This window comes from Sphingobacterium sp. 1.A.5, assembly GCF_002734235.1.
Classification (GTDB): domain Bacteria; phylum Bacteroidota; class Bacteroidia; order Sphingobacteriales; family Sphingobacteriaceae; genus Sphingobacterium; species Sphingobacterium daejeonense.
Genome location: NZ_PEBA01000002.1, coordinates 52,943 through 79,138, shown reverse-complemented (window position 1 = coordinate 79,138; position 26,196 = coordinate 52,943). Strand labels below are relative to the sequence as shown.

Sequence of the window (26,196 nt, the reverse complement as noted above, 5' to 3'; positions counted from 1 at the left end):
TAAAATGACAATAGAAGGAGCCTTTCAGCAATTTTTGGGTATAGAAGATGCAGAGGATTCAGCGATCGAGCTTGCATTGATCAATGCAGGCCTTAGTGGGAGTGATCAGTATGATGCAAGCTTGAGAGCTGTAGTTGAAGGAAGTATCATTGACCTTTTATTTCAGATGTACATTGTTACCTCGGAAACAGAAAGCCAATTGAGTATTTCTAGGGATCCAAAACTAATGCGTGAAAGGCTTCTTTATTTAGCTCGTAAATACGGAAGAAAGGATATTGTAAACGCCCTTACAGGAAAAGTTACCATTACCAACATCAGTAGAATGCGATGAGCATTAAAAGGAGAATACATACGCTAAAAGCGACGATTGTTAAGTCAGAGGATCCTTATCAGGATGCTGATGGAAATTGGGTGTTCCCTGAAAATGAAACGGTAGAGGTTACAAGTCACTGCAGAACCGAAAGCAATACAACCGATGGACTTACACCTGTAAAGGATGGTTTTAGGTTGGAGTATAACTATCTGATCTTTACCAATACCAAATTGGAAGAATTGCCTATTAACACAAGGGTAGTCGTAACGGTCGTAAAAACTGGTAAAGTGTTCGGAGAAGGTGAAGTTGTGAAGTTTGAAACCGGACAACGAGTTACAAGGATATGGTTAAAATAAACATCAAGCCCCAATTCAATATGTCGGTCATTAAGGACCACTTTAAGAATTTCAGGGATTCTATTGATGATAAAGCAATTTTAGTACTTATCGAATTAGCTGATAAGTCAGCAAGCGATCTTAGACAGAATGCAGACTTTATGAACCATACCTACAACCTTAGAAGTTCTTTAGGAGCTGTTGTATTCAGAAATGGGATGATTGTCCATGAGAATTTTGAAGCTGTTAGCGCTGGATCCGATGGGTTGGAGAAAGGTAAACAGGTTGCTCAAAATAATATTCCTTCAACTGGCTTGGGAATGATGTTGGTAGCTGGTGAAGATTACGCCTTATATGTTGAAGCAAGGGATAACAAATGGGTTATATCCGGTAGTTCAATGAGATTGGCAAAACTATTACAGAATTTGATATGACAGCAGCGGAAGGGATTGATTTCGGTTTTTCTGTTATATGGAACAGTCCTCTTAAAGCTACCATTACAGGAGCAATAAGAAGGTATCTGAGGCCCACAAACAGCGACAAAGAGGATATTGTCATCAATGCTCTGAACTTAGATTTTGACCAACTCCAAGGGGGTATTTTGAACATCAATCTATTTGTCCCGAATCCTGAATACTCAATAACCATTGATGGAAAGCTTACACGAATGAGGGATATCCCAAATGATGCGCGTATAAAGACCCTATGTGGATTGCTGAACTTAATTCTCAAAGAAGTCTATGACAAGCAAAAATTTATTCTTCTAGAGTTGGTAAATCAGCAGATACTTCCAGAAAACGAGCAAACGATAATTAACAACAGAGTAAAATTGACCATAAAAAATTTATAGAGATGGCAGTACAAAATTCAAGTCTAGGACTTAAAAGCTTAAAGATAGCCGATGTCGTAGCCGCTGCATTACCGGCAGCCTTTGACGTTGAACTGTATGATGCTCAAGTTGGTTCGGCCAGTGTCACTGAAACGGAGCCTACAACCGAGAACATCCAGATCGAGCAAAAACGAGGCACATACCGCAAAATCACAACAGCTGATGGTGAAACAACCTATACAGTTCAGTTGTACGATCTTTCGACCGATCAAATTCAAGCGGTTAAAGGAGGAACAGTTACTCCTGCTACAGCAGAGGTTGGCAAACGTTGGTCTAGATCGGAGCAAGTGGAAATTAATAAGGCAGTGGAAATTGTGACCTTGGATGATTTTAAGATCATTTTTCCAAATGCGCACGTATCAGCTTTGATCACTTGGCCTACAACTAAAGGTGCGTTAGGGACGATCACAGTTACTTTCACTGCACAGGATCACCCAATGGGAGATGTTATCGTGGAAGAGCCTTTGGCATAGAAAACAAAATATTATAAAAAGCCCATGAATTTTCAAAAGCTTGGGCTTTTTATATAACTATTTGTTATATTTATTATACCCAATAAACATGCAAGAAGAAAAGATTTTTAGTGCTTTATCTGAAGAAAGGAAAGTATTCAAATTCATTCTTAATCCTAGAAACTGGTTTGAAAGGATCCTATTCAAATACAAGATCTTGAAACAGGTCCGGGAGGTGGAAATTTCACCAATAAATTACGGTTCCAGGGCAAAGTACAGTAAATACGCTCTAAGATTGGATGTTCAGAAAATTGCTCAGGGAGTATCTGCAACTAGAGCTGGACTTCTTATGAGTGATCAGCATACGGATAATTTAGTGATGGCAATTGCTATTGCAATGCATAACCACCCGTTTACTGAACCGCCTAAATGGATGATAAGGGAATTGTATTTCCTATCTGAAGAAACACAGATGGAATTATTCCAGTTCTTAAAGGACTCCATAAATGTTGAGTCTTTTCTGAGTTCTATCATCTTGATAAACGGGATGAGCCTGCAAGCGGAGGAGATAATAGCCCCGGAAAACAAAAAAGAAAGCCCGGTAAGTACAAAATAAACCACTGGGAAATAATTGGGAACGTCATGAAATATTGGCGATTGAGTTATAAAGAGGCTATAAGCGAGATATCCTATCAGAACTTAATCCTTTTGAACATGAGCATCCCAAAATATGACAAGGAAGGAAATAAAGTTGAAGCACCTTCTGAAATAACAGGAAAGGATTTCCTTTCAAGATTTGTATCAAGAAAAAAATAAAGATGGCTATAGAATTAGATGGAAAACCTCTCAAATTTACTGCTGAATTCGACAGTAAACAGGCTGAGCAGGATCTAGATTCTTTCTTGAAAAAACTTCAGAACCTAAACTCGTCCGGAGCTGTAGGTAAAAACGTATCATCTGTAATAGGTGGTACTTCTTCTCAATTTAAGACCATCTTTCAAGATGCAACGCAATCATACAATGCCTTTAACGATTCAGTAAGTCACTTCTATTCAAAAATTGCAAATGGAGAATTGCAACTGCAGAAGATCCGAAACGAGCAAACTATCCTTAATAAGGAGTTGAAGAATGGAGTAATAACTGAACAGGAATATATCAACAAAACAGCGCAATTGACCCAATTAAGGGAGAAGTTAAGCGCACAGATCAAAGATAACAAGAACCAATTAGCCCAATACAATAAGGAAGCTGAAAGAAAACCAGCATTCACAAGACAGGACACTCTTAATGAATTGGCCAATGCACACGGCTCAGGATCTTCCGGCCCTACGTTATCGGCTACAGAATCATTTGCTAAAGCAACCCAAGAAAGTATCAATAAGCTAAATCAGGAGTTGACCGAACTGGACTCTAAGCTAAAGCAAGGGGCGATTTCAAACCAAGATTATGCTAAGAGTTCGGAGACAATAAATAACAGCTTAAAAGAGCTGTATTTGAACCAAGAACATTTTAATAAGAATGTTGGCAAGGGGTTAGTTCCTTCGACTGAGGTAAAGGAACAAAAATCAATATTGGATTCCGTTTCCTCTCAATATCGGGAAATGGTGGAGGATGCTACTTCGGCATTCCAAATGATCAGCCCAGAAGCCAAGAAACTTAATAATGATCTCGTTGCCTTAAGGCAGGAGAATAAGAATATCACGGCTGCACAGAAGGAGCTTTCAGACTCTTTTGAACATGGGGCCATTTCCGAAAAGCAGTATATTGAAGCTTCTAGGGATTTAGGTGTACAGCAAAGGGAAGTAAAGAATCGGATAACCGAGACTCAAAAGTCCATTACTACCCTTGATAATATTGAAAGGCAGTCCTTAGGCTCCATTGCTGAGAAAACAGCTAGGTTAACCAAGCTTAAGCAGACCTATGATCAATTATCCGCTTCCCAGAGAAACAATATCAATGTAGGTGGAAAGATAAAGAAAGAATATCAGCAGCTATCTTCTGAAATTGATGTTCTAAACAACTCCTTATCCGGGACTAAAAGCGCTGGTATTGGATCTGCTTTCAATTCTATCAGAAGCATAGCTGGCGCAATGGGCATTGCCTTTGGTACGCAGCAACTGGTCCAGTTTGGGGTTGAACTTTTCAACATTGCTAAACAGGCAGAAGGTATTGAACTAAGATTTGCAAGGATCGGTGATACTTCTGGATTGGAAAAATTACGTACAGCTACCAAAAATACTGTTTCTGATCTTGAATTGATGAAACAAGCTATTAGAGCTGATAACTTCCGTATTCCAATGGATGTCCTGGCCAAAGGTTTGCAATTCGCTACAGTTAGGGCAAATGAAACAGGAGAAAGTGTCGATTACCTTGTTCAATCATTTACTACCGGTTTAGGTCGTAAATCTAAGCTTGTGCTGGACAACCTTGGGATTTCAGTAGTAGAATTGAATGCTGAAATTGAAAAAACTGGTGATTTTGCAACTTCAGTAGGTAATATCATTGATCGAGAAATGGCCAAATCGGGTCAAGCGGTCGATACATTGGCCGAGAAAACTAACAGGCTTGCAACGGAATGGAGTAATTTCAAAAAGGATCTTTCAAAGAATATTTCAAAGATCTTCAATCCAGGATTGCCTAACGCGAGCAATATTGAAAAACTTACAGAAAGCTATAAGAATAACTTTGATAACATCAAAGGGTACAGTGCCTCTTCTAGAGAGGAATTTATTAAGGATTCAAATGCTAGGTTGGCCCAGGTTAATAAAGAATTAGCAAATTATAGCCTAGATAGCCCTCTATTTAAAAAGATTTATGACCAACAAAAAGGATGGGGAGGCAAATCACCCACTCAATTGTTGAATGATCTTAGGAGACCTTTAGTTGAGCAACAACAAGCCCTTCAAGCCTCATTGACCTATGCAAAGGGTATTACCGATGAAATGGCCACTCAGGAACGCCACTCAAAGAATATATTCTCCAAGAAAGAAGTTACAGATAAATTGGCCGAGGCTAACCTTGCATATGATAATTCAGTAGGAGATAAAGCTAGAGCCCAAGCTAAGAAAGAAGTAGACAAATGGCAAAAGCTTTATGATGATATGTCTATCAAATCCTCTAAAGGAATATCTAAAAAAGGAGAATCTGAATTTGAAAAAGAAAGACAGGCAGTAGAACGACTTATTTCCCTTCAATTGAAAGTTGATCAGGTAAATGAAAAAGTAAAGAACAGTAACCTATCTAGAGATGAGCAGGAAATAGAATCCATCAAAGATAAGTACAGACAGATCAGAGATGAAATTGCCAAGTTTGAGCGAGATCCAAAGAACAAAGGAAAACTAGTTGATGTTTCTGGACTTTCATCTTCTGAAGAATTCGAGATTACTGAGGCCAAAACACGTCAAAGTACTACCAAACTACTGAAAGAACTGAATGCCCAAAGGGAAATTTATACTCAGTACAATGAATATGTTGAGCAGAACGGCGTTGAGGCAGCCGAAAAGATGTTTGGCAAACAATCGGAGTTAGCAAAAAATTACCGTGCTACGATCCAGAATGAATACAACAAGATAATTGCTCTACAAAAAACGGCTTCTATTGCTTCATTTGTTGGTGTAGACATAAAGCTCACTCAAGCTCAGGAGGAAAGAGCCAAAGCTCTAAAAGAGATACTGGAATCTTTGGATAAAGAAGATAGAGCTAGGCAGATGGCCAAATATGCCGATGCGCTAAAAATGGCTGAAACTTTTACCGACAAGGAAACCAAAATAAGAAAAGCCCATAACGATGCCCTTGCACAATTAGGCAAAGATGCAACCCAAGATCAAAAGGATGCAATTGATAATGTCCTTAAGAACGAACTTCAAGCGATCATTGAAGCTGAGCCAAAATTGAAAGAGGCAATGGAGGCTATTTCAAATGCTCAGGCGTGGGTTTTACCTGAAGCAATTGATAATGGAAAGCAGATGCTTACAAATTTGATTGACGGAATGAGGTCAAAATATCCTGAGTTATCACAGGTCCTTGATAAGCTTGAAAAAGACTTAATGGCCCCTCTGAATAGAGCTTCAAAGGGAGCTAAAGAACAGAAATGGGATATTATTCAAGATGCTGTGTCGGGGTTTGAACAATTGGTAAACCAAGCAGCAAATTTTGATGATACTCTAAAAGGATCTTTGTTGACAATTGCGGACATGTTGACCACGGTTGGACAACTTTCGAAATCATTAGCTAATTCAGGATCTGCTTTAGGAAAAGCATTAGGGGGGGTAGGTGGCTCCTTCCCTGTCATTGGTGCAGTTGCAGGTATTGTAGGTAGTGTAATAGGGATTTTTGAAAAGGGTGCAGAAAAAAGAAGGCAACGAGAAGCTGAGGACGCTAAATATGCATATGAATACCAATCGAAACAGATAGAGTCCATCACCAAAGCTCTCCAATATCAATTACAATTGGTTGAAGATATTTATGGAGTTGAAAGGGTAAAGGCCTACGGAAAAGCTATATCTGTCGCCAATAAGTCTGCAAATGAAAGCATATCGAAAGTCAATAGCAGTCAGAAGTACCAGTTGACGGGAGATAGATTGATCGATGAATGGATAACCAACAGAAATAATGGTAAACAGAATTTCTTTGGTGATAACATTCTTGATTCAATGATTTCATATGGTAAGATAAAAAAGGTAGAATTGGGATTTTCAAAGGTAGAAGACATCACCAAAGAACACTTGATCAACCTTCAGAAAATGGTAAACGATGGCGGGCTTGATGAAGCAACAAGAACTCAAGTGCAGAACATCCTTGACCAATACGAGATATGGAAAGAAGGAACCAATAAACTAAAGGAGGAATTGTTGGGAATCAGCTTTAAGGGAGTGCTTGACGTTACAAAAAACCTTTTCTTCAACAATGGAGAGAATTCCGCTGATGCCTGGCAAAAGGGTTTCGACAATGTAATGAAGGATTACTTGAAGAACCTTTTTAGCAGGGAGTTCTTGGAAAAAGAATTGCAAGCTTTTTATGATAAATACGATGAATTAGCAAAGAGTGGAGATAAATTAACCGATGTTGAAAAAGCTGAGCTAGAAAATATATGGAAGAATATTGAAAAGAATGGTAAAGATAGGTTAGATCAGCTTCAAAAAGACTTGAACATAGATTTGTCTGATAATGCAAGTAGTGGGGCAATTGGATCAGAAGGTATTTCAAGAGCTACAGAAGAACAGTTTTCAGAATATTTGGGAATAAATAGAGCGATATGGGATTTAAATAAGCAACAATTAGAAATATTACGTTCCACCAACAAATCTCATGTTGATTATGTAGGAATTGCTAATGCCAGTCTTACAAGACTAAATTCGATTGACATAAACACTGCTAATACGGTCAAGGAGTTACAACAAGCAGTTATCCATTTAAAGAGTATAGACACTAGTCTTGGAAGGAGGTATGCTGGATAATGTTCAATATCAACGAAGAAAATACAGAAGGATTGGGGCTATACTTCAAAAGAGATAGTATCTATAATGAGCTTGGACAATTACCAAAGCCTAAACAGAGATTTTTCAACGACTGGGCAGACGAACACGGTAAGGACTATGACGAGGTTTCGCCTACGTACTATGAAGCTTTGGAATACTCAATCGGATGTTATTTGGTAGCTGATAATGTTGCAGATTTTCAGGAAAAAAGGTCGACAATTCTATCCATCATCTCGCAACCTGGAGGATTTACCTTGTTCAGTGAAACATTAGGTCGTGGCTTCCACTTGAGGTATATCGATTCACCTTCATTTAGGCATATCAATCCTGTTTGGTCAAATGGAAAATTGTTTTGCGAGTTTGTGTTGAAGCTGGAGAATAATTTCAAACCAACATTGACCGAGTTCTTTTTAGCAGATGACACAGATTACATATTGACAGAGCAGGACGAATATATCATAGTAAACGATTTACAGCAGAATTTTTAATAGCAGAGTGCGAATAGGATAATGAGCAAGATTAAAGTATATAGGGGATTGACAGAAGTAGCGGAATTACCGTTACAGGATGGAACTTTTGCAAAGCAATTGCAGGGTTCTCATGAACTGTCTTTTTCCACTCGTTCTGCTAGCAAATTGGATCTTAGAATTGGTGATACTTTGACCTATAAAGGTGAGTTAATGACCATCAACAAAGAACCTGGTGTATCGAAGCTTTCGTCATTCCAATATTCAACCACAATTGTATTTCAAGGATTGCGCCATACGCTTGAGCGTTACATTCTGAAAGACGAAGGCACATTGACCTTTGATTATTTCGGTACGCTTTCGGATTTCCTATTGATGTTCTTAGAATCTATCAATGCGAGCGATAGCGGATGGACCTTTGGAGAGGTTGAAGTTACTGAACCATCATCCTTAAGCTTCGATCGCGTGGATTGCTTTTCTGCTCTCAATATGATAGCTCAGGCATTTTCCTGTGAATGGCAGATTGTAGGGAAACAGATAACCGTAAAAAAAACAGTTGGGCAGGTAACAGGTATCAACGTAGCTTACGGAAAGGATAATGGGTTATATTCTCTATCCCGTGAATCGATTGACAATGCAAGGATCGTAAACCGTGCTTTTGGTTCGGGTGGTTCGAATAACCTTCCGCAGGGATATACGGGGAAGGTGTTGCGGCTTGCAGAGCCAATTGAAGATGCAGCAAGTATTGCGATGTATGGTGTTCGGGAGGGAGCATTTTCCGATGAGACAATATTTCCAAATAGGACAAGTACAGCGACAACCGTTGCAAAGATCAATGATAACACCTACCAGTTGGAAGATTCAACAATTGACTTTGACCTGAACGGACAACGAATTGATGGAACTGAAGCAAAGATTGTTTTCAAATCAGGCGCATTAATTGGTGAGGAATTTAAGATTATTTCCTACAACCATGCTAACAAGCGCATTCGATATGAAGCGAATAAGGACAGTAACGGTGGGTTAATGCCTACAGGGTTGATGGTTGCCGAGGTTGGAGATAGCTACACCCTTGTGGGTATAAGGATGCCATCGAATTATGTTGATGCTGCATTATTGGCACTTGAGGAACGCACTACTGAATATCTAAATTCTAACAAGATACCTCGTGTCTTATACAAATTGGATATAGACATCTTGGATGCTAAGCGTAAGGCAACCTATCCAAATGAGGGCGATTTTATTCATGTGGTGGATGCGGACTTAGGTATCGATGACGATATCCGTGTTACGAGCATTGAATATCCAGCTTTGTTTCCAGACGTGCTAATTCAGGGAATGAAATTCAATTGTGAAGTTGGCAATGACATCACCTACACTTTTGTACAGAAGATAGAGAAAGATATAAAAGAAACCAAGCAGGTTGTCACTCAGGTTTCCAAGGATAGTTGGGAAGCTGACCGCAGGAATGTATTGGCTATAGAGGAATTCCGCAAGATGGTGTTCGATCCTGATGGAAATTTGCAACAACCTATGATGGAAGCCTTGGTTGCTTATTTCGGTACACCTTCACAATTGTTCACCCTATCCCCTAGTCCGACATTTACCATGAGCGAAACGGAATTCTCGCTTTCGGCAACTACATTGGTGCATAAGGCATATCAGATTTCCCCGACGATGTACATATGGGATTTACCTGCATTTTCTCAAACTGGGTTGATACCGGAAAAGGCTTACTACCTATCCGCAAGGTGTAGTAAAACCACGCTAACAGGCGAATGGGTGCTTAACGAAACTTTGCAAACAACGGAAAGCGAAGCTGGTTTTTGGCATTTCAATATGGGCATACTCTCATCGGTTATCGATGGCGAACGTAGTTTCCGTGCAACCAAAGGGTTTACGCTTATCTCAGGAGGGCAGATTGAAACTGATATGTTGACTGCTTATATGATTAACGTGGTAAGATTGTTTGCTCAGGAAATTGAAGCAACAAACCTTAAGATAACGGGTAATAGCGAAGTAGCAGGTTTCAAAATAAATGAAGATGGATTGTACTATGCTCCAAGTTCTATTGATGGGGTAAAGTTTTATATCAAGCGGACTGGAATTACTTGGGAAGACCATAGGTTACTGATAGGTTCAACTCCTGAGGTAGCAAGAATGCAAACCAATTCTTTTGGTTCCGCTCTTTATCTGAGCAATTCAGGAGCGCATCCATTGAATGCAGGATTGAAGATTAATATGGGGGCAGAAAATAAGAATGCATTGGATATTGAGATGGGCAGGATCAAAGTAACGAGCCTGGCAGGAAATGAATATGGAATTAACACAGTGCAACCATTCAACGATGGTAGTGGAGTAAAATACCTTCACATCAATAAGGGATTAATAACAAGTATTACAGATACAAACGAATAGTGAAATGGCAAAAGAAAGAGGTGCGAAAACGATACCGGAACTTGATGAAGCTCTGGATTTTGAAAATATTGTTGTCGACGATGGCACACCGATAGGAAAAAGGATGACCAAGGCTTCCCTTAAGGCGCTATTGACGATCGAGGGAACGGAAATTGAACCCCTAGTAGGAGGAGACAGCTCAGCTACTGCCCTTGTCGTGGCCAATGGTCCTTCAGGAGAACAAAGAACAGCAGAAGTAGCTAGCGGTAAGTGGTATGACTTCGGATCAGGTCCTGTTTTGGCAGATGCTGACAGGCGATGGAAAGCCTATTGGAACGGCTCTTCTTGGTCACTTAAAGACATGGGGGCGTTGCCGCAGACCGTTATTTCCAACACTAAAGGCACGTCAACTACAGCAGGGGCGTCGCAAAAACTAGTTAGTGATAATATTGATGAGGTAGACAAGATAAAGAATCAAATAGGGGTTAATGACAGAATCATTAATGGAGATTTTACGAATGGTATCACAAACTGGTCAAAAAATGAAATACCCGTAACGATATCAGTGGTTGATGGTGTTTTATCGGTAAACACCACGGGAGGAACTGATCCTGCAGTTACACAATCAATTCCATCAATGGCATCCGGGATTTACAATATTGAAATTAGAGTTAGAAGAACTTCTTCGGCTTCAATAATTCTCAGGGCTGGGGTCACTTCAAATACCACTTTTAACTTCACTCTATCCAATACAGATTGGAATGTTTATAAAGGTACTATTAATGTCACAGCAACAGGTAATAAGACTTTTTTAATCTCTATTCCAAAAGATGCTCAAGTAGAAGTGGATTATGTTAAGTGCTATTCAACAGTTGATAATAGCCTTTTTTCAAACGTTAATAATTTAGATGCACGTGTAAAAGTTGTTGAGCCAGTAGTGGAAACAGTTGGTGTAGAGAACAAATTAAGAAATAATAATTTTAATAATGGGCTAGTAGATTGGACAAAGAATGAAAATTTATTTACCATGGATATCCAAGATGGTAATTTACATATCACAACAAGCTCCAACCCTAATGTTGGTGTTCTTCAGTCGTCAGTTCCAGCTACAGTAGGGACTTGGGTTTGTGAAATAAGGATGAAAAAAGTAGCTGGTTCATCATTTCAGTTCACTTTAGGCACATATACCCCAGGACAAAAAAGAACTGCTCCCATTACTGTAGCATCAAATAATTGGGAAACTTATTCAGCTGAAATTGAACTATTATCTACTAATATATCAGGAACAGGATTTGTAGGGTATATGATAGGTTTAACATCTAATATTGAGGTTTTAATTGAATATGTTAAATTCTACAAAAAAGTAAATGGTAGTATTGATGATAGATTAAATACATTAGAGAAATCAAATATCGACACGTCATGGCTACCTAAGCCTATTAAATCTATTTCTCCGTTAAAAACATGGCTACAGCCTTTTATTGACAAGTATTTATCAAGAACACAAGATGTTACATTGGTTCAGATTGGGGATAGTATTTCTACAGATCTAAACTGGACAAATAAAAGACCTGATGCTAATGAAAGACCTCCTTTTTGTACAGAGTATAATTTCAACTCTTACTTAGAAGAAAAACTAAGATGGAAACAGCAGAAGTATAGAAGATATGATTATGCTGGTGTTTTTACAGAAATACTAGGGGGAGGTACAGCTTCTGTTCTACAATCAGATGCTACAAACTGGGGTTTTACAGGAAATTCATACTATTTACCATTAACAAAAGTAATTGATGGAGGAACTAACTCAGGGATATCTTTCTCAATGCCAGCTAATATTAAAAGATTAGGATTAATAGTGCATACTGATAAAGCTTGGGCAACCTCTACTGTAGTCTCTATTTCAGGCGGAAATGGTAAGGTAGAAGTATTTGATGGTACAAATTGGGTAGAAGCAAACGGATATTCAACCACATTCAAAGAAGTTGATACAGTCGCCTCCTTAGGATTTAATACAGATAATGCTCAAAAAAGATTAAATTTTAGGAGCCTTACTGACCTAACAGAAAAAACAATTACAGTTCAAAACGTAGGTGTTGGTAGATTCGGATATTGGGGTATTGAATATAGTCCATTTGAATATATGTTCACTTATATCTGTGCAAGTAAAGGGAGTCATGATGTAGCGATGTTGCAACGATATGAATCTTGGATGGTAGACTCATTTAACCCCAATCTTATCGTATGGCAATGTCCTATACTTAATACACAATTTGGTGTAGTTAGTGGTGCTAGAAACTATCCTTCTACAAACTATGGGTCAAGGTTTGTAACAAAATACAATGCACTATTAGCAAAAGGTTATTTAGTTCTTCCTTTAAATGTTTGGGCAGCTACTTATTCAAATTTTGTAGATACAAATGGCAATTTTCTTTACGCATATACCACAACTAATGGTTTTGTTAGTTGTCAAGCAGATGCAGATAATATGCTTTATAAGTTTGATGAAATTAATGTTCCGTTCATAAACCTATTTCCTAGAATAACAGAAGTAGCAAAAAACAAAGCAGAAATTGACCAAGCGAATATATATACCTCCGCTCTTATTTCTAGTGGCAAAGATGGATATACCTTTACATATGATGGAATACATTTAAATAAGTTGGGTAATCAAGTCTATTGGAATTTAATGGAGAATTATTTTAATTTTTAAATAAAGAACCCAATGGATGAGAGATATCCATTGGGTTTAAATAATCGAGTACTGATATGTGTGGTATCAGTCTAAAAAAGATAGAAAAATTAATGAGAAATGAAAACAGTAAAAAAGGTTACTTAAATAAAAAGCCCAACGGATCGGAAACCGCTGGGCTAAAAAAACGAGTTCCGATGTGTGGCATCGGACTAAACTTATCAAAGGTAAACAAAAAAGCCCAACATCATGAGTTGCCGGGCCGTTTAAACCAATTTAGATTATAGAATGTGATTAAAGTTAAGAAAATAAAACAAAAAAGCCCAATAGTTCGAGGTACTATCGGGCTGCTTTTGAAAAACATTCCACATGTGTAGAGATATAAAGATAACAAAAATTAGGGGATGAAAAAAAGCCCAATGATGTCCTTTCATTGGGCTTGGGGTAAAAAAATGTTATGTAGTATACATTAACGAATTAAAGATAGGAAAAATTAGGTGAAATAAAAAAAGCCTGACGTACATGGGGTATCCGCCAGGCTAGTACTAAACTATATAAATATGTTCTTAAAGTTATGGGAATAAAATCAAAGGACTGTACTGTACATTAGGGCGCAAAAAACCCAGCGCTGTCCCTTGCGCCGGGTAACTATCTAATTAACGCATGATTTTCATGCAAGTGCAAATATAACAAAAAACCCAACAGCGCATATGCAGTTGGGTTTAAATAACAAAAAATGCATTTCGCCATGCATTGGTCAAATATAACAAAAATAAGCAAGCCCGGCGCAATTGAAACGAACACCGGGCTGATAACGAAACTACAATGATAAATAGTTGAGTTTAATATAGGAAAAAATCAGGGAAAGATGAAAACAGGAGAAAAGGGATTAAAGCTGATAGAGGATTTTGAAGTAGGTGGGAACCTAAAGAAATACCTTACGGCATATCAGGATGTAGTAGGAGTTTGGACTATAGGAATAGGCTCTACTTATTACGAGGATGGAACGAAAGTTAAGCGTGGCGATAAGATCACTGAAGAACGTGCAAGGGAATTGTTTAAGAATATCCTTGTTAGGTACGAAAACGATGTTAATCGAGTGATCAAGGTTTGCCTAAATCAAAATCAGTTCGATGCACTGGTAAGCTTTACCTACAATTTGGGAGGAACTAATCTTGCCAGTTCGACATTGGCCAAACGTGTAAACAACAATCCCTGTGATGCTGATATCCGCAATCAGTTCATGAGGTGGAACAAGGCAGGAGGAAAAGTCTATGCAGGATTGACACGAAGGAGAAAAGCAGAAGCGGATTTATATTTCAGTAAGTAAGGGAATGAACGAGTTAGAAAAAGAGCAACAGCCACAACCAAAAGGTAGCAAACAGCCAACTTTCATGCAGATAGTTAGCCATCCTGTTACCTATGCATTGATGGTTGTGGTGTCGGTTTTCTGGTTTGTCCTCTATTGGGTAACGGATAGGGGCGACAGCCAGAACGACAAGATGATCCAGATGCAGGACAGGCTTTACCAACAGATGATCGAGGAAGTAAGGAAACAGGTGACGCCTGCAGTTGACAGGGTAAATGAAGCCGCTACCAAGGTGGACAGTGCTGCAATCCGTGTTGATAGTGTTGCTCAACAACAGAAACTAAGGAAAGGAGCAAAGAAATGAGATGGTTTGTATTAGTGTTCTTGGTGATAACCGTAAGCTATCATCCAAAGAGCGAGCCAAGCAAAAGGAATGAACTGGCCGAGCCTATTGAAAACATTGTTATCAAACTCGATACGATATCCAATAAGCTAGATAGTATTTCACAGAAGATCGAACAATTATGAGAATATTTATAATGGTAATGGTCTGCGCTCTATTGACCGGGTGCGGACTTTTCAAGAAATCAAAGAAGATTGATAAAACGCTTTCGAGCATAGAGGTGAGTAAGGATGTCAAAGTCAGTACCGATACCAAAAAGGAGCAAGTGGACAGATCCAAAACTGATGTCAAATCAAACGTCCAGAGCGATGAAAGCACAAAGGTCTATCCAACTAAGGGAACTGAAGTAAAGATTAATCCTGATGGCTCTATGACGTTCCATGCTGACAGTATAATCCAAAAGGCAAGAAGGAACAGCAATGAGGCCAAGAATATTGCCAATGATATAAAGAATACATTAGATCAGAAGGCAGACAGTGCATCTAATGAGAATGGTAAATTGGAACAAAAGCAAAGTTCATTTGTAAAGAACAGCGAACCTGATAAATGGGGAATATTTGTCAGTAAAATAGGATGGGCCATTGCTTTCCTTGTGATATTGATCGGGGTCTGTTGGTGGTTCTTTGGGATGAAAAAAAAGTAGAATTTACGGAAAACCGTATTTCTTGAATTATTGAAAAATAATATATTTGCAAAATATACCAAATCAATTATTAATATGAAAAAATTCCAGGAGTTGTGATAAAAAGTAACCATAAAACTATTTTAACAGGCAATGTTTTTGATGTTTTATATTGCCCAGAAAAGAAAAGTATATTTAAAGCTGAAATAGTCGGAGATTTTTCACCAGAAATTATAAATCAGACCTTTTAAAACACGCTATTAATAATGATCAAGCCACTCTAACCAGTGGCTTTTTTTAAAACTTTAAAACAGTGGGATCAATAAAACTTTTCGCAAACACGCCAATTTTACCTAATTGATCACTGATAATTAAATCTCCAGACTTATTAATTTTAAATCTTTGATCGGGTAAATGCATATCTACAAACTCTTTTCCATTCCAAACGAGTTCACTTATTGTAATTAATTCAGATTTAGCACCGATTTCCAATTTTTCTTCTGACATATCACAAGAAGAAAAATAGAGTTTTCCATCATCACTTAAAACAAATTTATATGCAGCTGGAAAATCCATGTCTTTAGCAAGCTGAGGATCTGGCCAAACTCCAACTAATCGACCTAAATTCTTTTTTTTATCATTTGTGGAGTTATCAATATTCTCATCGTTAAAAACAGGTTTTGTTTTTATATAATCTTTATCTGAAATATATTTATTAGATATTTCAACATCTTTAGGTATATGCTCAAAATGATACTTTAATAAAGCACCTCCAATTATTAAAAAACCTATAATTATAATTATGGTCAGTGGATCTAAAATCCGTTTTTTTTGATTAATTAAAAGTTTCGGATTCGTTGTTATATTTTCTGCCTCTTTTACAATCGGCTCTTCGAAAGCCTTAGGAATTACTTTTTCAGAAAATGGTTCATGATCAAACTCAATACCTGTTTCTAATTGAAAAAGAGTTGATAATTCATTAACAATATTGTTGATTACCTTATCTGTATAATCTAAAATATATTCCTTTTCAAAATGGTTATTATTTTTATGATAGGAAAGTGACTTAATTATAAATGTTTTATTTTCATCTAAAATAGATTCATCAATTGATATTTTCAATTTAAATGATTCAGGCCTTTTGGAAAGTATCACTTTATCTTTATTGATTGTAATTATCAAAATACCCGATTTAAGAACCAAATTTTCAATAGCTGATTCAATATGAATGTATGCAAACTTTAAGTCTATTGGCTCATTGGTTTGAGCTTTAAATTCATTTCCGCATTCAAAACAAAACTTTGGGCTACCAGATTGTTTTGAGCCACACTTTGGGCAGTAATTGTATTTTTCCATTAAAAATCAAATTTCTATTTTGCAAACTTAAAATAAATTAAAATTTTCAATTAATAGTTTTTAGCGATAAAATAAGGTATGTAGTGTTTTATTTACAGCATAGTGTTTTGCTAAAAATATTAGTATTTTTGTTCCATGTCAGCACCAGCATGGATAAATAGGAACAAGCAAACGCCCAGTGATGTGGTTTCAATTATTAAAACCGCTAAGGTAATGGTTGTTGGATTTTCCATGAGAAGCAACAAAAATTCTATACTCCGGCTTGAAGTTTTTTCTATGCTACCTCAAGAAATTAAAAAAGAAATACTTGAATATATTGACAATAGTTCGTAGAAATTAGTATCGAAACAGGATATGGCGATATTCAACAACAGAATTTGAAATATTTATTGATTAGAGTTATATTATTCATTAAAAATCCCCAATCTAACTAAGACCGGGGATCTTGAGATGGAATTTTATGGAAAAACTAATCAGCAGCCGGTAAAAATATCCCCTGACTCATGGAAACAGGGGATAAAAGAAATAATAAACTTTTAATTAGTGGTAGTAGAAAGTATATTCAAATTTAATATGGCAGGGATTTCTTGTCAAGCATTTTAAGAATTTTTAACAAATTCATAAAACTTCAATTGGATTATGTGTTAAAATAGACCAGTTAATAAAAAATCCCTGATCCATCTGCTATGTCGCGAACAGATTGGACCAAGGACTTACAATAGAAACTAATAATAATAACAATTAACAACTTCTTTTAAAAAACCCTGCGATTATCAGCAGGGTTCAATTCACCATATTACCCTTTTTCCTTAAGGGCTAACTGATTGAGAATTTAATAGGTTGTCAATGTGAATGAGACACTGTCAACTTTGGTAAGGTAGTCATTAAATCAATCCCCTGTATAAACATTCGGATATATTCCCAAATTAAATACTTCTTCCTCGATTTTTATCAACCACTGTTTGCAATCCACTGTATACATGGTCCACATTTTACCTTCAATTTCTCTTATTTCAGCTTCTTTAGAATAAAATAATTCTCCACTTAATGTAACAGGGAAAGTGATTCTTTTCTGATTAGTCTCAATTCCTCCTCGCAATAAACTTCTTGCAGTTGATATAATCGTTTCCTTTGGAATATTCCTCATAATAGGTAAACAAAAAATTAAAAATTTTTTTTCAAAATAAAAATAATTAAAAATAATTTGAAACATTTTACATATAGTTTGTTATGTTTACATAAACATTATGGACAATCATTCAAAATTTGATATCAGGGACTTCGTGACCAGATATGCCCTATGGTTATCTCGGGCTAAAAGTGAAAAGGAAGCAATAGAATATGCTGAAAAAATTCTAAAGGATAATCCAGATATATTGAAACTGGTATTGGAGGATATTAAAGCTAGTATAAATAACAAATAAGGATCAATCCTTACTCTTGCTAGCCCTGCTCTTAGCTTGAAGATGAACCTTGTATAATCAATACTTATATAATTAAGAAATGTATTTATAGTTTTTATTTGAGTTGAATTAAAGCCATCGTAAAAGGTGGCTTTTTTCATTTAAGATTATTTAAAATTTAGATAAATATCCCCTTATCGGGTGATTCGGGAGTATTTTAACTAATTATTAACCTAGATTGCGATATTGAATCTAAAGTTCGAATTTAATAAAAAAATCCCCAATCCAATTTAAGACCGGGGATCTTTAGATGATTTTTATAGGAAACATTATTGTCGGCCATTTAAAAATCCCCTGATACCATAACATCAGGGGACATTAGAAATAATAAACATTTATAAATACCGGTTGTAGAATATACTTTCAAATTTAATATAGGTCCAAATTTAAGTCAAGGATTTTAAGAAATTTTAACTTATTCATGAGAGTTTACACCTACTAATAAAAATTCCCCGATCAAACTAATGAAGTCACTGCACTCGAAAGATCGGGGATTACTTAAATTAGTAATATTATTTTAAAAACAAACCCCTCCAAAAACTGAGGGGGTCCGCCATTTAGTTAGTTGTGTTGAACGTCTAAAAATCCTCGGCTAACTCTTACTTTGACTGCACAATTTAGGCCAAATTCTTTATATAAGAAACTTTAGTTCGAAAAGACTCCTGATTTATCTAAATAAATTTCTTTCCTACTGTTATAAAACACCTCACGTGGCGGAACGAAAACGTCAATTAAATCATCTCGGTAACCCTCAAGCAATATATCAATGGTTTCAGGATTTACTTTATACATGGAATAAATAGCATCATCATCGAGGAAGCTGATGTCTGATTTCAGAAGGTTTATTTGATATTCATCGAATAAATTCTCAGCAGATTCCTTATTAATTTTCACAAGATTTTTCGCAGATAGATCAAAGCTCTCCATTTCTTTTTTTATTTTGTCTTCGTATTTCTCGCTGAGATATTTGAAGTATAACTCCCTGTCACCTGTCCTTAAAGCTTCATTTCTATAAGCAATCTTTTCAGGAGAAATTTCAAATTCATACAATTCAGGTTGTTCCTTATAATGGAAATGTTCATTAAATCTAGTTAATCTTTCGTTAAGGGGCATATTTTTTTATATTATTTTTTCGGTTTCCAATATATATTATTAAAATTTATAATAGAGTTATATATATTAAGAAAATCCCGAATGTGGCATGTCGTAATCCTTTTTATGGATATTAAATTTATCCCTGTTAGATATATTATCCTTTATATCCTCGACCAATTTTACAATCTTTTTGTCAATTATTGAATCAATTTCCTCCTTAACAATGTACATCCTCTGTACGTACATTTCCGAGTTGAAGAATCCGGTGATAATATAAATATCAGTGCCTATTGGATACCCTTCTTCCATATGGATGTTGACATCTGCTTTAGTATGGCTAATATCATAAAAGTCAAAAATCTCCTTAAGTATGGGGTCTATTGTATCTAAAATGTCTTTGTTTCTCATATCTAAAAGACTCGATTAACTGGGATATGCAATAATACAATCAAAGTAAATTATCTTCTTTTGTAAATAAAATGATATTGGTCATTTTTAATGATACAATTCAAATATATGTGCTATTTATTCAATTTATTCAAAACATTTTGACTTAGGATGGTTATATTAATAAAGACAATGGACAACCATTCAGATATTGATGTTAGAGATTTCGTGGGTAGGTTTGCAATTTGGATAGCAAAAAATAGGTCTATAGAAGAAGCTCAAGCTTATGCTGAAAGTGTATTAAATGATAATCCTGAAGTATTAAAACTCGTTCTAATAGATATTTCAAATGCAACAAACAGTTCGCATTAATCCATCCTCTTGCTTGTCCTGCTCTTAGCCTTGTTGCTAATGAACCTAGTATAGAACCAATGCAATGATTTGGCCTCGTCCTTATTACGTGCGTAGCCTTCTATTTCCTCACGGGATTTATCGATAAGTGTTGCTCCTATTTCATTCAGTATTAAGTCACGTATGTTCCGTGCATCGGTATTATTTAACGGCTCTTCACATTCTTTGATTGCCTGGAGTATTTTGTCTATTGTGGATTGCATAAAACAAAGGTAAGTAAAAAGCCTAACGGTAGGTTAGGCTTGTGGAAAGTTCGGTTTAATTTCCTATTAATAAGAAATATTGGTGGTAAGGACCTTTCCAGTAGAAACTGCACTTTCCTTAACAACTTTGCCATCAACTATAATCTGTGATTTCAATGTGGAGTTGTCATTTGGCCCAATTGCATTAGCTGAAATAGCTGGTGTTTTTGAAGAAATATTTGCATCACTCGTCCACTCATTTCCGAAATTTCCAGTTTTGCTAACTGGAGAATCCCCATCGTAATAAACAATGACGGAAATATTCACACCAGAGGAACCAATTATTTTGTACTGAACCTTCTTGGCTTCAGTACCAGGAGAACCGTCATCATCTTTACTACATGATGAAAAAACAAAAGTTAATGCTAATAAAAGCAATGATAGGGTTTTTAAGTTTTTCATAAATTTATATTTATAAATATTATTTTTCAATTGTCATAAAATTAGTAAAATTAACACCTAACATACGGTATTTCTGTAAAATACCTAAAAACAGGTAATTCAGAATACACCCATAGCTCATAAACAATAGAAGGACTTTTGAAGAATACGCGCGACAGGAGCAACTCTAATAAAGGAAGGCAAATTAGATCTAAAGAAGCTGGAAGAGTATTATGGGGAGTTCAAAATTAAAAACCTAACGGTGGGTTAGGCTTGTGAATTTTGGTTTAAAATCTTGCCATAGTTCCAAGGCAGTTTCTTGAATTTGAGTTAACCAATCTTCGTTGTTTACTCTTATTCCTTTCTTTTTACCCTTTTCTAAGTAGGTAACAAAAGCATAGTATGACATGTTTTCCTTTGATTTATCGTAGTCATATCTAAAACTATCAAAGTGAAATGTAATTTCAACCTTTAAACGATTGCCATTATCTAATTTGAATATCTTCTCTTTATGTGCCATTATATGTAAAATTAATGATTTCCATTGAAGATTTTTAGCGCCCTTTCAATAGCTTTCTCGGTGGCTTGTTGGCGGGTGTATAGAGATACTGATAGGTGTGTTAACTCTTAAATTTTGGCCAAAGATTGTAGCCAATTTCAGGATTATTTGATTGATGTTTTCTAATTAGTTCTACCTCAACCTTATTGACCTCTTTAATGTCATCCGTGTAGGACTCCCAAAGTATTTGCTTTCGTATTGTAAAATCCAACATTTGTTCCTCTGTGAAATCAGCAGCAATCAATCTGCTGTTAGCACTTCCAAAATAATTCAAAGTATTGGTTAGGTCTTTTCCTATGTAAATTTTACCGTTCGGGTATGTTATTTTATATATAACTTTTTTAATCATTTATATTATTTAAAGATTGAACCCCTTTTTCGTAAACTTTTAAAAATAAATTAACATCTATATCAATATTTTCGAATTTTTGATCAAAAAGATACTTATATAGATTTTGTAATAATTCCCTGGCTTTTAAAATTATCAATAAGTAATCTTTAAAATTCACTGAATTATCATTAGCTACACGTACTGATCTATTTGCTTTAAACACATGCGCCACAGTGTCTCTACGCTTTTTGATCTTTTCTAATTTGGGATTTTCCTCCGTAAACCTTTTAATATCATTCATTATTTCCTTCAGTCCACTGAGATTTATATTAATAGAATTACCTTCTAAAAAGCTATATAACTTACTAAAGGTTTTTATTTCGTCGCAACGTGGATTATCTTTAAATAATGCCTGAGTTTTTATCAGCGCCATTGTATCATGGTTTATCCACAATTGATTATAGGACATGATGTACATGTCAGCTTCAATAAACACTTTAGAAATAAAAAATATTGCGTTTATGTGCATTTCAACCTCGTAGGTAATTAATAGCATTGTGTTTAATTGATCCTGAACCCTATGTTTAGTTTCAGAATTTTTAAAGGAAAATTTTGACATTTTAATTTAAAATCAAATAGTTTGAAAAACCTAAAATACAAGTTTTTATTCACACTATTTTTCAAACCAAAACCTAACTTCAATCTCTTTTTCTTCTAGTAAACCATAGCGCTTAGCAAATTTGTATTGTGTACTATCCCTATTTAGTGAGGTAATGAATCCTCCTATGATTTTACGGAAGCTTTCCAATGACATACTTGACTTAACGATGTTGCAACTTGGACAAGAGGGATTGAAGTTTTCCAGAGTATTGCGTTCGGGATGTTCACACGTTCCATTCCACCAATTCCTTACGATAGGTTCTATATGATCAGCGTGCCAACGTTCGCCTAATTGGTCGCCACAATAAGCGCAGCGACCGTTGTATTTTTCTTTGAGTGATTGACGTTGTTGTTTTGTTAGTTTCATTTTATTGCCTAATTTTATTAATGGAAAAAATTTTGTATCAAGGCTCTGAATATGATATGTTTTTAGTCTCTGAAAACCCACTAATTGTAACCGTTAAATTTGATGTCAATGAAGCTACACCTTTAATGAGGATAGGTGGAAAGTGGACTGTATTAGACTCCTCTTATCTACCGTCGGGAGCGAACATTGGTGAAATTGGGAAATTAATAGAAGAATCATTTGATTTGAATAAGAAATAGTTACCCCCCCTTTCGATTTTTGTTAGTCCAATTATTTTTGTCTATATTAATTGGACACAGACCTTTATTTAATATGATCTTAAAAATTATAGATAAACCGATATCCCTTTTCCTCTTATTAAGCCTTATTGTAATTTCCGATGTTTATAAGTCAACAATTATGGAATAAATCCATCTGCAGTTTAGGTTGATTTATGCTGCCAATTTTAATAATACCTCACCTTGGCATTCAGCCCAAGCTTGGACCACATGAGGGACAACACTGTTTCCAATAAATTTCTTTTGATCCGATTGATTTCCGTAAAGTTTATAATCTGCAGGGAATCCCTGGATTAACTTCAACTCTGAAACCTTAAGCATTCTCATGCGGATATCTGATAATCCATACAAGGCCATGAACTCCTTGATCTTGACCATTGTCTCAGAATCTTCATCATATATTTCGATCCTTACGTTCTGATCAATTGTGTATTGGATAAAATAAAGTGGTGCTTTGTCCTGACGTGCTATAATCGTTGCGCATGGTTGTTCGATATGCATCGTATGACCACCATGTGATGGATTATAGATAAACCCTTTCGCAGTCATCAAAGCGTGTTTGTCCGATGTTAAAATTGTTCCTGCCGGCTGATTGATCGACTGATGATTGTGTTCGCCTGAATACTGTTTATCCAGCCAATGTGCCTGAACCAATGAAAACCTATCCTTTGTAGGTATCGTGTCTAATGGATCATTAATTGATTCACAGCCTTTTTCATTACCATAGTACTTAGTAAGGAAACAAGGATTGATCAAATAGTGATGTTTTCTAGTTGCCAAAATCGTTGGAACTGGTTCATCTACCGACTTAGATACTCCTTTATAGGAAGATGTTAATACGAAAGGTTCAACCTTTACCAATGCTTGATTAGCAGCTGTAGTTATTGTCGCTAATGGACTGTTAACTGAGGCTATCTTGTTCATGGGTCTGCCTGAAAAGTATTTGGTAATAAATGCTGTTTGAACTAATCCAAACCTGTTTTCAGTGGGTATAGTATTACATGGTTTTTCAATACTTGTTATACGGTCTTTGCCCGAATTGTATTGAGCCAAAAAAGCGGATTTACCTCCAGCTACTTCTTTGATCAATCCTGCATAGATCCTTTTAAGGGAATTTTCAACCAAAGGCTTTTTCCTATTGAAGATACTTTCCCCTTCATCATCAAAATTCAGTAGGTCCTTTACAGCATTCCATTTCTTAAGGTCGTTACCAAAAAGGGTAGTCTTATTGGATCCTGTTTTAGAGTGAGTAGGTTGTGGCCATACGATTGGAAGACCATCTTTTGCAAAACATCCGAATAACCTATTCCTTGAAGTATAGGCACCAAAATCCGCTGAATTCAATTCTCGCCAATCGTCACGGTAACCCAATGATTTAATATGGTTTCTCCATCTCATCCAATCAATTCCTGATTTCATGCTCAAAGGTTTTCCTTTTTCATTAAGAGGACCCCATGACATAAACTCTACCACGTTTTCAATCTGAACATAGTCAGGATTGATCGCAATAACATATCTGTCCAAGTGATCTGCTAAAGTCCTGGAATCAGCATCCCTCGATTGACCTCCTTTAGCCTTGCTAAAATTTGTGCATTCCAATGAAGCCCATAGAACGACTTTTGCATTGGGGTAAAACTTTCTGTATGTTTTGACAATTTCAATTAAAGGATCGAGATGAAGCGTTCTGATATCCTCCTCAAAGTGGTATACTTCGGGATGATTTTCCCAGTGCGAACGTATTGCCTTATGGTCATGGTTGACACATGCAGCAACAATAGCGATCTGATTTCCATCTTTATCCTTTGCTTTTGCAAATCCAGTTGTTGTACCTCCAGCTCCGCAGAATAGATCGACTACGATGTATCTAATAGCTGTCGGATTCTTTACTATTTGAGGAGTGAAAGGTTTATGCTGTAATATAAATGCGTTTATCATGGCTTTTGGTATTTGGTTAATAGTTCCTTTGCTTCATGTTTTATTTTAAGAAACCTACTCCCCGATGTTGTTTTTGATAACTCTTCCAATAACCTTACAAGCTCCGCATTCTGCTCTTGAAGCTCCTTGATTTTCGGCAGAACATTTGTTGACACGTCCTCACCTAAACCAATACCTAAAGTTTTTCCGATAGCTTGTAGGTCTAAGTTTTTAAAAACTTTACTTGCAGATTCTTTCCAGTCTGTAAGTTCATGTATTTGCTTTGCGTTCATTTCCTCTATTGTTTTACTCATGGCTTTTTGATTAAATAGTCTGGAATCCACATACGTCTTGTGCCAAACCCTTCGGTTAAAAATTTATCCTTTTCCCATTTAGAGATATTTTTAGATTCTACGTCATAAGTGTATTTAGTGTAAACAAATCCTTCGTCTACGTCTACAACTTGATATAATTCTAAATCTGCTCTTGTCGTGGTGTAGTAGTCTCCTTTTTTAGGTTCCCATACCATTCCTTGATAGAATTTAGATGCAAATGCCTGAAGCTTAATTTCAGCTGTTAATACTGGGTGTTTTAGTTGTTCTTGGTTACTCATGGCTTAACCTCCTTTCTTGCGTTGATTTTCATACGATTCAAATCCGATTCAAAATCTTCTATAGATGTGTAGGGAATATTGGTACTGAAAAACCTTCTTTGACCTGGAAAATTGTCATGTATGAACCTAATTTCTCTACCCTCACCTTTAAAAATAATTACCTCTAATGTGTTGTTGCCTTCTAGTTTTATAATATGCCTTGTTGCTAACGAGTCGGTAATTACTTGACTTACATTAAAGTTTTTCAAGATGCTTTCAATGTTACTCACCTTCCACCTCCTTTCCATCAATAGGTAGGGCTAGACCTCGGTCGATTAAACCGAATACGTCGAAGTGCCATTCGAGTAATAACTCAATTAAACTATAAGGCACGCCACTATAAAGACTACCTATCACAGTTCCATCACCGATATGATAAGAGAAATGACCATCTTCTCTAATTGTGTAAAACCAATGCTTATATATAAGCTCACTAGGCTTTACTTTTTTAAGATTAGGTTCTAATTGAATAGATATTGAGTTATTCTCTATTTCATCTGTAAGTTTGGATAAAGATTTTAGGAGGGGTTTTCCTTTGTCAATTCTGCACTTTCCGTAGTCACTATACGGTGATAATAAATGTATTCCACAATCAGTAATATCTATTCCTATTAATTCGTGAACTTCGTCTGAACCCTCGAATTTCCATTGCAGTTTAAACGGTAAATACGGAGCGAGTTCCTTTATTGTTAATCTTTCCATTTGTTTGTGTGTTTGTGTGCATACTCCTTTGCTATCTGTAGCATT

Annotated in this window: 32 protein-coding genes; 18 read left to right on the top strand and 14 right to left on the bottom strand. The window is 36.1% G+C overall.

Annotation, left to right across the window (positions count from 1 at the left end; translation table 11 throughout):
* Positions 1–4 precede the first annotated feature (4 nt).
* From CRT24_RS02050 to CRT24_RS01985, 15 genes are all read left to right on the top strand, one after another.
* Complete coding sequence (locus CRT24_RS02050) at positions 5–331, top strand: DUF6706 family protein (protein WP_099369599.1); 327 nt, start codon at positions 5–7, stop codon at positions 329–331.
* Positions 328–669: a hypothetical protein gene (locus CRT24_RS02045; protein WP_099369598.1), complete on the top strand. Its 342-nt coding sequence runs from the start codon at positions 328–330 to the stop codon at positions 667–669. Before CRT24_RS02050 ends, CRT24_RS02045 begins: the two co-directional genes overlap by 4 nt.
* A gap of 20 nt (positions 670–689) precedes the next feature.
* Complete coding sequence (locus tag CRT24_RS02040) at positions 690–1,082, top strand: hypothetical protein (RefSeq protein WP_144034481.1); 393 nt, start codon at positions 690–692, stop codon at positions 1,080–1,082.
* Positions 1,079–1,498, top strand: a complete 420-nt coding sequence (locus CRT24_RS02035; RefSeq protein ID WP_099369596.1) for a hypothetical protein — start codon at positions 1,079–1,081, stop codon at positions 1,496–1,498. The genes CRT24_RS02040 and CRT24_RS02035 overlap by 4 nt, the downstream gene beginning before the upstream one ends.
* Before the next feature lie 2 nt (positions 1,499–1,500).
* Positions 1,501–2,010, top strand: coding sequence for a hypothetical protein (locus CRT24_RS02030; protein WP_099369595.1), 510 nt, complete (start codon positions 1,501–1,503; stop codon positions 2,008–2,010).
* 88 nt (positions 2,011–2,098) lie between these two features.
* Positions 2,099–2,605 carry a hypothetical protein gene (locus CRT24_RS02025; protein WP_099369594.1) on the top strand — a complete coding sequence of 169 codons (507 nt, stop codon included), beginning with the start codon at positions 2,099–2,101 and terminating at the stop codon, positions 2,603–2,605.
* A gap of 26 nt (positions 2,606–2,631) precedes the next feature.
* The gene (locus CRT24_RS20770) at positions 2,632–2,805 is read left to right on the top strand and encodes a hypothetical protein (protein ID WP_180269042.1); all 174 of its coding nucleotides are present in this window, start codon (positions 2,632–2,634) and stop codon (positions 2,803–2,805) included.
* Between the two features lie 2 nt (positions 2,806–2,807).
* Positions 2,808–7,445: a hypothetical protein gene (locus CRT24_RS02020; RefSeq protein WP_099369593.1), complete on the top strand. Its 4,638-nt coding sequence runs from the start codon at positions 2,808–2,810 to the stop codon at positions 7,443–7,445.
* Positions 7,445–7,954 carry a hypothetical protein gene (locus tag CRT24_RS02015; protein ID WP_099369592.1) on the top strand — a complete coding sequence of 170 codons (510 nt, stop codon included), beginning with the start codon at positions 7,445–7,447 and terminating at the stop codon, positions 7,952–7,954. Before CRT24_RS02020 ends, CRT24_RS02015 begins: the two co-directional genes overlap by 1 nt.
* Positions 7,955–7,975: 21 nt before the next feature.
* Complete coding sequence (locus CRT24_RS02010; protein ID WP_099369591.1) at positions 7,976–10,351, top strand: phage tail protein; 2,376 nt, start codon at positions 7,976–7,978, stop codon at positions 10,349–10,351.
* Positions 10,352–10,355: 4 nt separating this feature from the next.
* On the top strand, positions 10,356–13,040 hold the full coding sequence (locus CRT24_RS02005; protein WP_099369590.1) for a hypothetical protein: 2,685 nt from the start codon (positions 10,356–10,358) through the stop codon (positions 13,038–13,040).
* Positions 13,041–13,887: 847 nt separating this feature from the next.
* Complete coding sequence (locus tag CRT24_RS01995; protein ID WP_099369588.1) at positions 13,888–14,349, top strand: lysozyme; 462 nt, start codon at positions 13,888–13,890, stop codon at positions 14,347–14,349.
* 4 nt (positions 14,350–14,353) lie between these two features.
* Entirely contained in the window at positions 14,354–14,692 is a 339-nt protein-coding gene (locus tag CRT24_RS01990) for a hypothetical protein (protein ID WP_099369587.1), read from the top strand.
* A complete protein-coding gene (locus CRT24_RS20765) occupies positions 14,689–14,856 on the top strand; it encodes a hypothetical protein (protein ID WP_180269041.1) in 168 nt (55 codons plus the stop codon). Before CRT24_RS01990 ends, CRT24_RS20765 begins: the two co-directional genes overlap by 4 nt.
* Positions 14,853–15,374: a hypothetical protein gene (locus CRT24_RS01985; RefSeq protein WP_099369586.1), complete on the top strand. Its 522-nt coding sequence runs from the start codon at positions 14,853–14,855 to the stop codon at positions 15,372–15,374. The genes CRT24_RS20765 and CRT24_RS01985 overlap by 4 nt, the downstream gene beginning before the upstream one ends.
* A 276-nt stretch (positions 15,375–15,650) precedes the next feature.
* Here the strand turns inward: CRT24_RS01985 and CRT24_RS01980 are convergent, their stop codons facing one another.
* Positions 15,651–16,709: a zinc ribbon domain-containing protein gene (locus CRT24_RS01980; RefSeq protein ID WP_099369585.1), complete on the bottom strand. Its 1,059-nt coding sequence runs from the start codon at positions 16,707–16,709 to the stop codon at positions 15,651–15,653.
* Between the two features lie 889 nt (positions 16,710–17,598).
* A complete protein-coding gene (locus CRT24_RS01970) occupies positions 17,599–17,856 on the bottom strand; it encodes a hypothetical protein (protein ID WP_218962561.1) in 258 nt (85 codons plus the stop codon).
* A 100-nt stretch (positions 17,857–17,956) separates the two neighbouring features.
* Here CRT24_RS01970 and CRT24_RS20760 point away from each other — a divergent pair, with 100 nt between their 5' ends.
* Positions 17,957–18,133, top strand: a complete 177-nt coding sequence (locus tag CRT24_RS20760; protein ID WP_180269040.1) for a hypothetical protein — start codon at positions 17,957–17,959, stop codon at positions 18,131–18,133.
* A gap of 684 nt (positions 18,134–18,817) precedes the next feature.
* On the opposite strand, the gene CRT24_RS01965 is transcribed toward CRT24_RS20760, so the two are convergent.
* Positions 18,818–19,285 (bottom strand): hypothetical protein, encoded by a 468-nt coding sequence (locus tag CRT24_RS01965; protein WP_099369582.1) that lies wholly within the window; start codon positions 19,283–19,285, stop codon positions 18,818–18,820.
* Between the two features lie 66 nt (positions 19,286–19,351).
* Entirely contained in the window at positions 19,352–19,675 is a 324-nt protein-coding gene (locus CRT24_RS01960; protein ID WP_099369581.1) for a hypothetical protein, read from the bottom strand.
* A gap of 171 nt (positions 19,676–19,846) precedes the next feature.
* Here CRT24_RS01960 and CRT24_RS01955 point away from each other — a divergent pair, with 171 nt between their 5' ends.
* Positions 19,847–20,026, top strand: a complete 180-nt coding sequence (locus CRT24_RS01955) for a hypothetical protein (protein WP_099369580.1) — start codon at positions 19,847–19,849, stop codon at positions 20,024–20,026.
* 308 nt (positions 20,027–20,334) lie between these two features.
* On the opposite strand, the gene CRT24_RS01945 is transcribed toward CRT24_RS01955, so the two are convergent.
* From CRT24_RS01945 to CRT24_RS01925, 5 genes are all read right to left on the bottom strand, one after another.
* The gene (locus CRT24_RS01945; RefSeq protein ID WP_099369578.1) at positions 20,335–20,709 is read right to left on the bottom strand and encodes an MmpS family transport accessory protein; all 375 of its coding nucleotides are present in this window, start codon (positions 20,707–20,709) and stop codon (positions 20,335–20,337) included.
* A gap of 235 nt (positions 20,710–20,944) precedes the next feature.
* Positions 20,945–21,208, bottom strand: coding sequence for a hypothetical protein (locus CRT24_RS01940; protein ID WP_099369577.1), 264 nt, complete (start codon positions 21,206–21,208; stop codon positions 20,945–20,947).
* Positions 21,209–21,308: 100 nt separating this feature from the next.
* On the bottom strand, positions 21,309–21,596 hold the full coding sequence (locus tag CRT24_RS01935) for a GIY-YIG nuclease family protein (protein WP_099369576.1): 288 nt from the start codon (positions 21,594–21,596) through the stop codon (positions 21,309–21,311).
* The gene (locus tag CRT24_RS01930; protein WP_144034480.1) at positions 21,589–22,011 is read right to left on the bottom strand and encodes a hypothetical protein; all 423 of its coding nucleotides are present in this window, start codon (positions 22,009–22,011) and stop codon (positions 21,589–21,591) included. The genes CRT24_RS01935 and CRT24_RS01930 overlap by 8 nt, the downstream gene beginning before the upstream one ends.
* Positions 22,012–22,251: 240 nt before the next feature.
* On the bottom strand, positions 22,252–22,605 hold the full coding sequence (locus CRT24_RS01925; RefSeq protein WP_099369574.1) for an HNH endonuclease: 354 nt from the start codon (positions 22,603–22,605) through the stop codon (positions 22,252–22,254).
* A 20-nt stretch (positions 22,606–22,625) separates the two neighbouring features.
* Here CRT24_RS01925 and CRT24_RS01920 point away from each other — a divergent pair, with 20 nt between their 5' ends.
* The gene (locus CRT24_RS01920; protein WP_099369573.1) at positions 22,626–22,844 is read left to right on the top strand and encodes a hypothetical protein; all 219 of its coding nucleotides are present in this window, start codon (positions 22,626–22,628) and stop codon (positions 22,842–22,844) included.
* Between the two features lie 192 nt (positions 22,845–23,036).
* Here CRT24_RS01920 and CRT24_RS01915 read toward each other — a convergent pair whose 3' ends face one another.
* The 5 genes from CRT24_RS01915 to CRT24_RS01895 are packed head-to-tail and all read right to left on the bottom strand — an operon-like array spanning position 23,037 to position 26,151.
* Positions 23,037–24,818 carry a DNA cytosine methyltransferase gene (locus CRT24_RS01915; RefSeq protein ID WP_099369572.1) on the bottom strand — a complete coding sequence of 594 codons (1,782 nt, stop codon included), beginning with the start codon at positions 24,816–24,818 and terminating at the stop codon, positions 23,037–23,039.
* A complete protein-coding gene (locus tag CRT24_RS01910; protein ID WP_099369571.1) occupies positions 24,815–25,111 on the bottom strand; it encodes a hypothetical protein in 297 nt (98 codons plus the stop codon). The genes CRT24_RS01915 and CRT24_RS01910 overlap by 4 nt, the downstream gene beginning before the upstream one ends.
* Positions 25,108–25,410, bottom strand: a complete 303-nt coding sequence (locus CRT24_RS01905) for a hypothetical protein (RefSeq protein ID WP_099369570.1) — start codon at positions 25,408–25,410, stop codon at positions 25,108–25,110. The genes CRT24_RS01910 and CRT24_RS01905 overlap by 4 nt, the downstream gene beginning before the upstream one ends.
* Complete coding sequence (locus CRT24_RS21005) at positions 25,407–25,679, bottom strand: hypothetical protein (protein WP_218962560.1); 273 nt, start codon at positions 25,677–25,679, stop codon at positions 25,407–25,409. The genes CRT24_RS01905 and CRT24_RS21005 overlap by 4 nt, the downstream gene beginning before the upstream one ends.
* Complete coding sequence (locus CRT24_RS01895) at positions 25,672–26,151, bottom strand: hypothetical protein (protein ID WP_099369568.1); 480 nt, start codon at positions 26,149–26,151, stop codon at positions 25,672–25,674. The genes CRT24_RS21005 and CRT24_RS01895 overlap by 8 nt, the downstream gene beginning before the upstream one ends.
* Positions 26,152–26,196: the final 45 nt, after the last annotated feature.

What these genes read in the sequence shown, in the direction of transcription:
- CRT24_RS02030 (WP_099369595.1), top strand. Translation starts at nt 1,501, where the DNA reads ATGGCAGTACAAAATTCAAGTCTAGGACTTAAAAGCTTAAAGATAGCC.
- CRT24_RS01930 (WP_144034480.1), bottom strand. Translation starts at nt 22,011, where the DNA reads ATGGCGCTGATAAAAACTCAGGCATTATTTAAAGATAATCCACGTTGC.
- CRT24_RS01970 (WP_218962561.1), bottom strand. Translation starts at nt 17,856, where the DNA reads ATGAGGAATATTCCAAAGGAAACGATTATATCAACTGCAAGAAGTTTA.
- CRT24_RS01895 (WP_099369568.1), bottom strand. Translation starts at nt 26,151, where the DNA reads ATGGAAAGATTAACAATAAAGGAACTCGCTCCGTATTTACCGTTTAAA.
- CRT24_RS02045 (WP_099369598.1), top strand. Translation starts at nt 328, where the DNA reads ATGAGCATTAAAAGGAGAATACATACGCTAAAAGCGACGATTGTTAAG.
- CRT24_RS01905 (WP_099369570.1), bottom strand. Translation starts at nt 25,410, where the DNA reads ATGAGTAACCAAGAACAACTAAAACACCCAGTATTAACAGCTGAAATT.
- CRT24_RS01915 (WP_099369572.1), bottom strand. Translation starts at nt 24,818, where the DNA reads ATGATAAACGCATTTATATTACAGCATAAACCTTTCACTCCTCAAATA.
- CRT24_RS01935 (WP_099369576.1), bottom strand. Translation starts at nt 21,596, where the DNA reads ATGATTAAAAAAGTTATATATAAAATAACATACCCGAACGGTAAAATT.
- CRT24_RS01925 (WP_099369574.1), bottom strand. Translation starts at nt 22,605, where the DNA reads ATGAAACTAACAAAACAACAACGTCAATCACTCAAAGAAAAATACAAC.
- CRT24_RS02005 (WP_099369590.1), top strand. Translation starts at nt 10,356, where the DNA reads ATGGCAAAAGAAAGAGGTGCGAAAACGATACCGGAACTTGATGAAGCT.
- CRT24_RS01990 (WP_099369587.1), top strand. Translation starts at nt 14,354, where the DNA reads ATGAACGAGTTAGAAAAAGAGCAACAGCCACAACCAAAAGGTAGCAAA.
- CRT24_RS02020 (WP_099369593.1), top strand. Translation starts at nt 2,808, where the DNA reads ATGGCTATAGAATTAGATGGAAAACCTCTCAAATTTACTGCTGAATTC.
- CRT24_RS02050 (WP_099369599.1), top strand. Translation starts at nt 5, where the DNA reads ATGACAATAGAAGGAGCCTTTCAGCAATTTTTGGGTATAGAAGATGCA.
- CRT24_RS02035 (WP_099369596.1), top strand. Translation starts at nt 1,079, where the DNA reads ATGACAGCAGCGGAAGGGATTGATTTCGGTTTTTCTGTTATATGGAAC.
- CRT24_RS20770 (WP_180269042.1), top strand. Translation starts at nt 2,632, where the DNA reads ATGAAATATTGGCGATTGAGTTATAAAGAGGCTATAAGCGAGATATCC.
- CRT24_RS20765 (WP_180269041.1), top strand. Translation starts at nt 14,689, where the DNA reads ATGAGATGGTTTGTATTAGTGTTCTTGGTGATAACCGTAAGCTATCAT.
- CRT24_RS02010 (WP_099369591.1), top strand. Translation starts at nt 7,976, where the DNA reads ATGAGCAAGATTAAAGTATATAGGGGATTGACAGAAGTAGCGGAATTA.
- CRT24_RS01985 (WP_099369586.1), top strand. Translation starts at nt 14,853, where the DNA reads ATGAGAATATTTATAATGGTAATGGTCTGCGCTCTATTGACCGGGTGC.
- CRT24_RS02015 (WP_099369592.1), top strand. Translation starts at nt 7,445, where the DNA reads ATGTTCAATATCAACGAAGAAAATACAGAAGGATTGGGGCTATACTTC.
- CRT24_RS01965 (WP_099369582.1), bottom strand. Translation starts at nt 19,285, where the DNA reads ATGCCCCTTAACGAAAGATTAACTAGATTTAATGAACATTTCCATTAT.
- CRT24_RS01980 (WP_099369585.1), bottom strand. Translation starts at nt 16,709, where the DNA reads ATGGAAAAATACAATTACTGCCCAAAGTGTGGCTCAAAACAATCTGGT.
- CRT24_RS20760 (WP_180269040.1), top strand. Translation starts at nt 17,957, where the DNA reads ATGGACAATCATTCAAAATTTGATATCAGGGACTTCGTGACCAGATAT.
- CRT24_RS02025 (WP_099369594.1), top strand. Translation starts at nt 2,099, where the DNA reads ATGCAAGAAGAAAAGATTTTTAGTGCTTTATCTGAAGAAAGGAAAGTA.
- CRT24_RS02040 (WP_144034481.1), top strand. Translation starts at nt 690, where the DNA reads ATGTCGGTCATTAAGGACCACTTTAAGAATTTCAGGGATTCTATTGAT.
- CRT24_RS01960 (WP_099369581.1), bottom strand. Translation starts at nt 19,675, where the DNA reads ATGAGAAACAAAGACATTTTAGATACAATAGACCCCATACTTAAGGAG.
- CRT24_RS01940 (WP_099369577.1), bottom strand. Translation starts at nt 21,208, where the DNA reads ATGGCACATAAAGAGAAGATATTCAAATTAGATAATGGCAATCGTTTA.
- CRT24_RS01945 (WP_099369578.1), bottom strand. Translation starts at nt 20,709, where the DNA reads ATGAAAAACTTAAAAACCCTATCATTGCTTTTATTAGCATTAACTTTT.
- CRT24_RS01910 (WP_099369571.1), bottom strand. Translation starts at nt 25,111, where the DNA reads ATGAGTAAAACAATAGAGGAAATGAACGCAAAGCAAATACATGAACTT.
- CRT24_RS01920 (WP_099369573.1), top strand. Translation starts at nt 22,626, where the DNA reads ATGGAAAAAATTTTGTATCAAGGCTCTGAATATGATATGTTTTTAGTC.
- CRT24_RS01995 (WP_099369588.1), top strand. Translation starts at nt 13,888, where the DNA reads ATGAAAACAGGAGAAAAGGGATTAAAGCTGATAGAGGATTTTGAAGTA.
- CRT24_RS01955 (WP_099369580.1), top strand. Translation starts at nt 19,847, where the DNA reads ATGGACAACCATTCAGATATTGATGTTAGAGATTTCGTGGGTAGGTTT.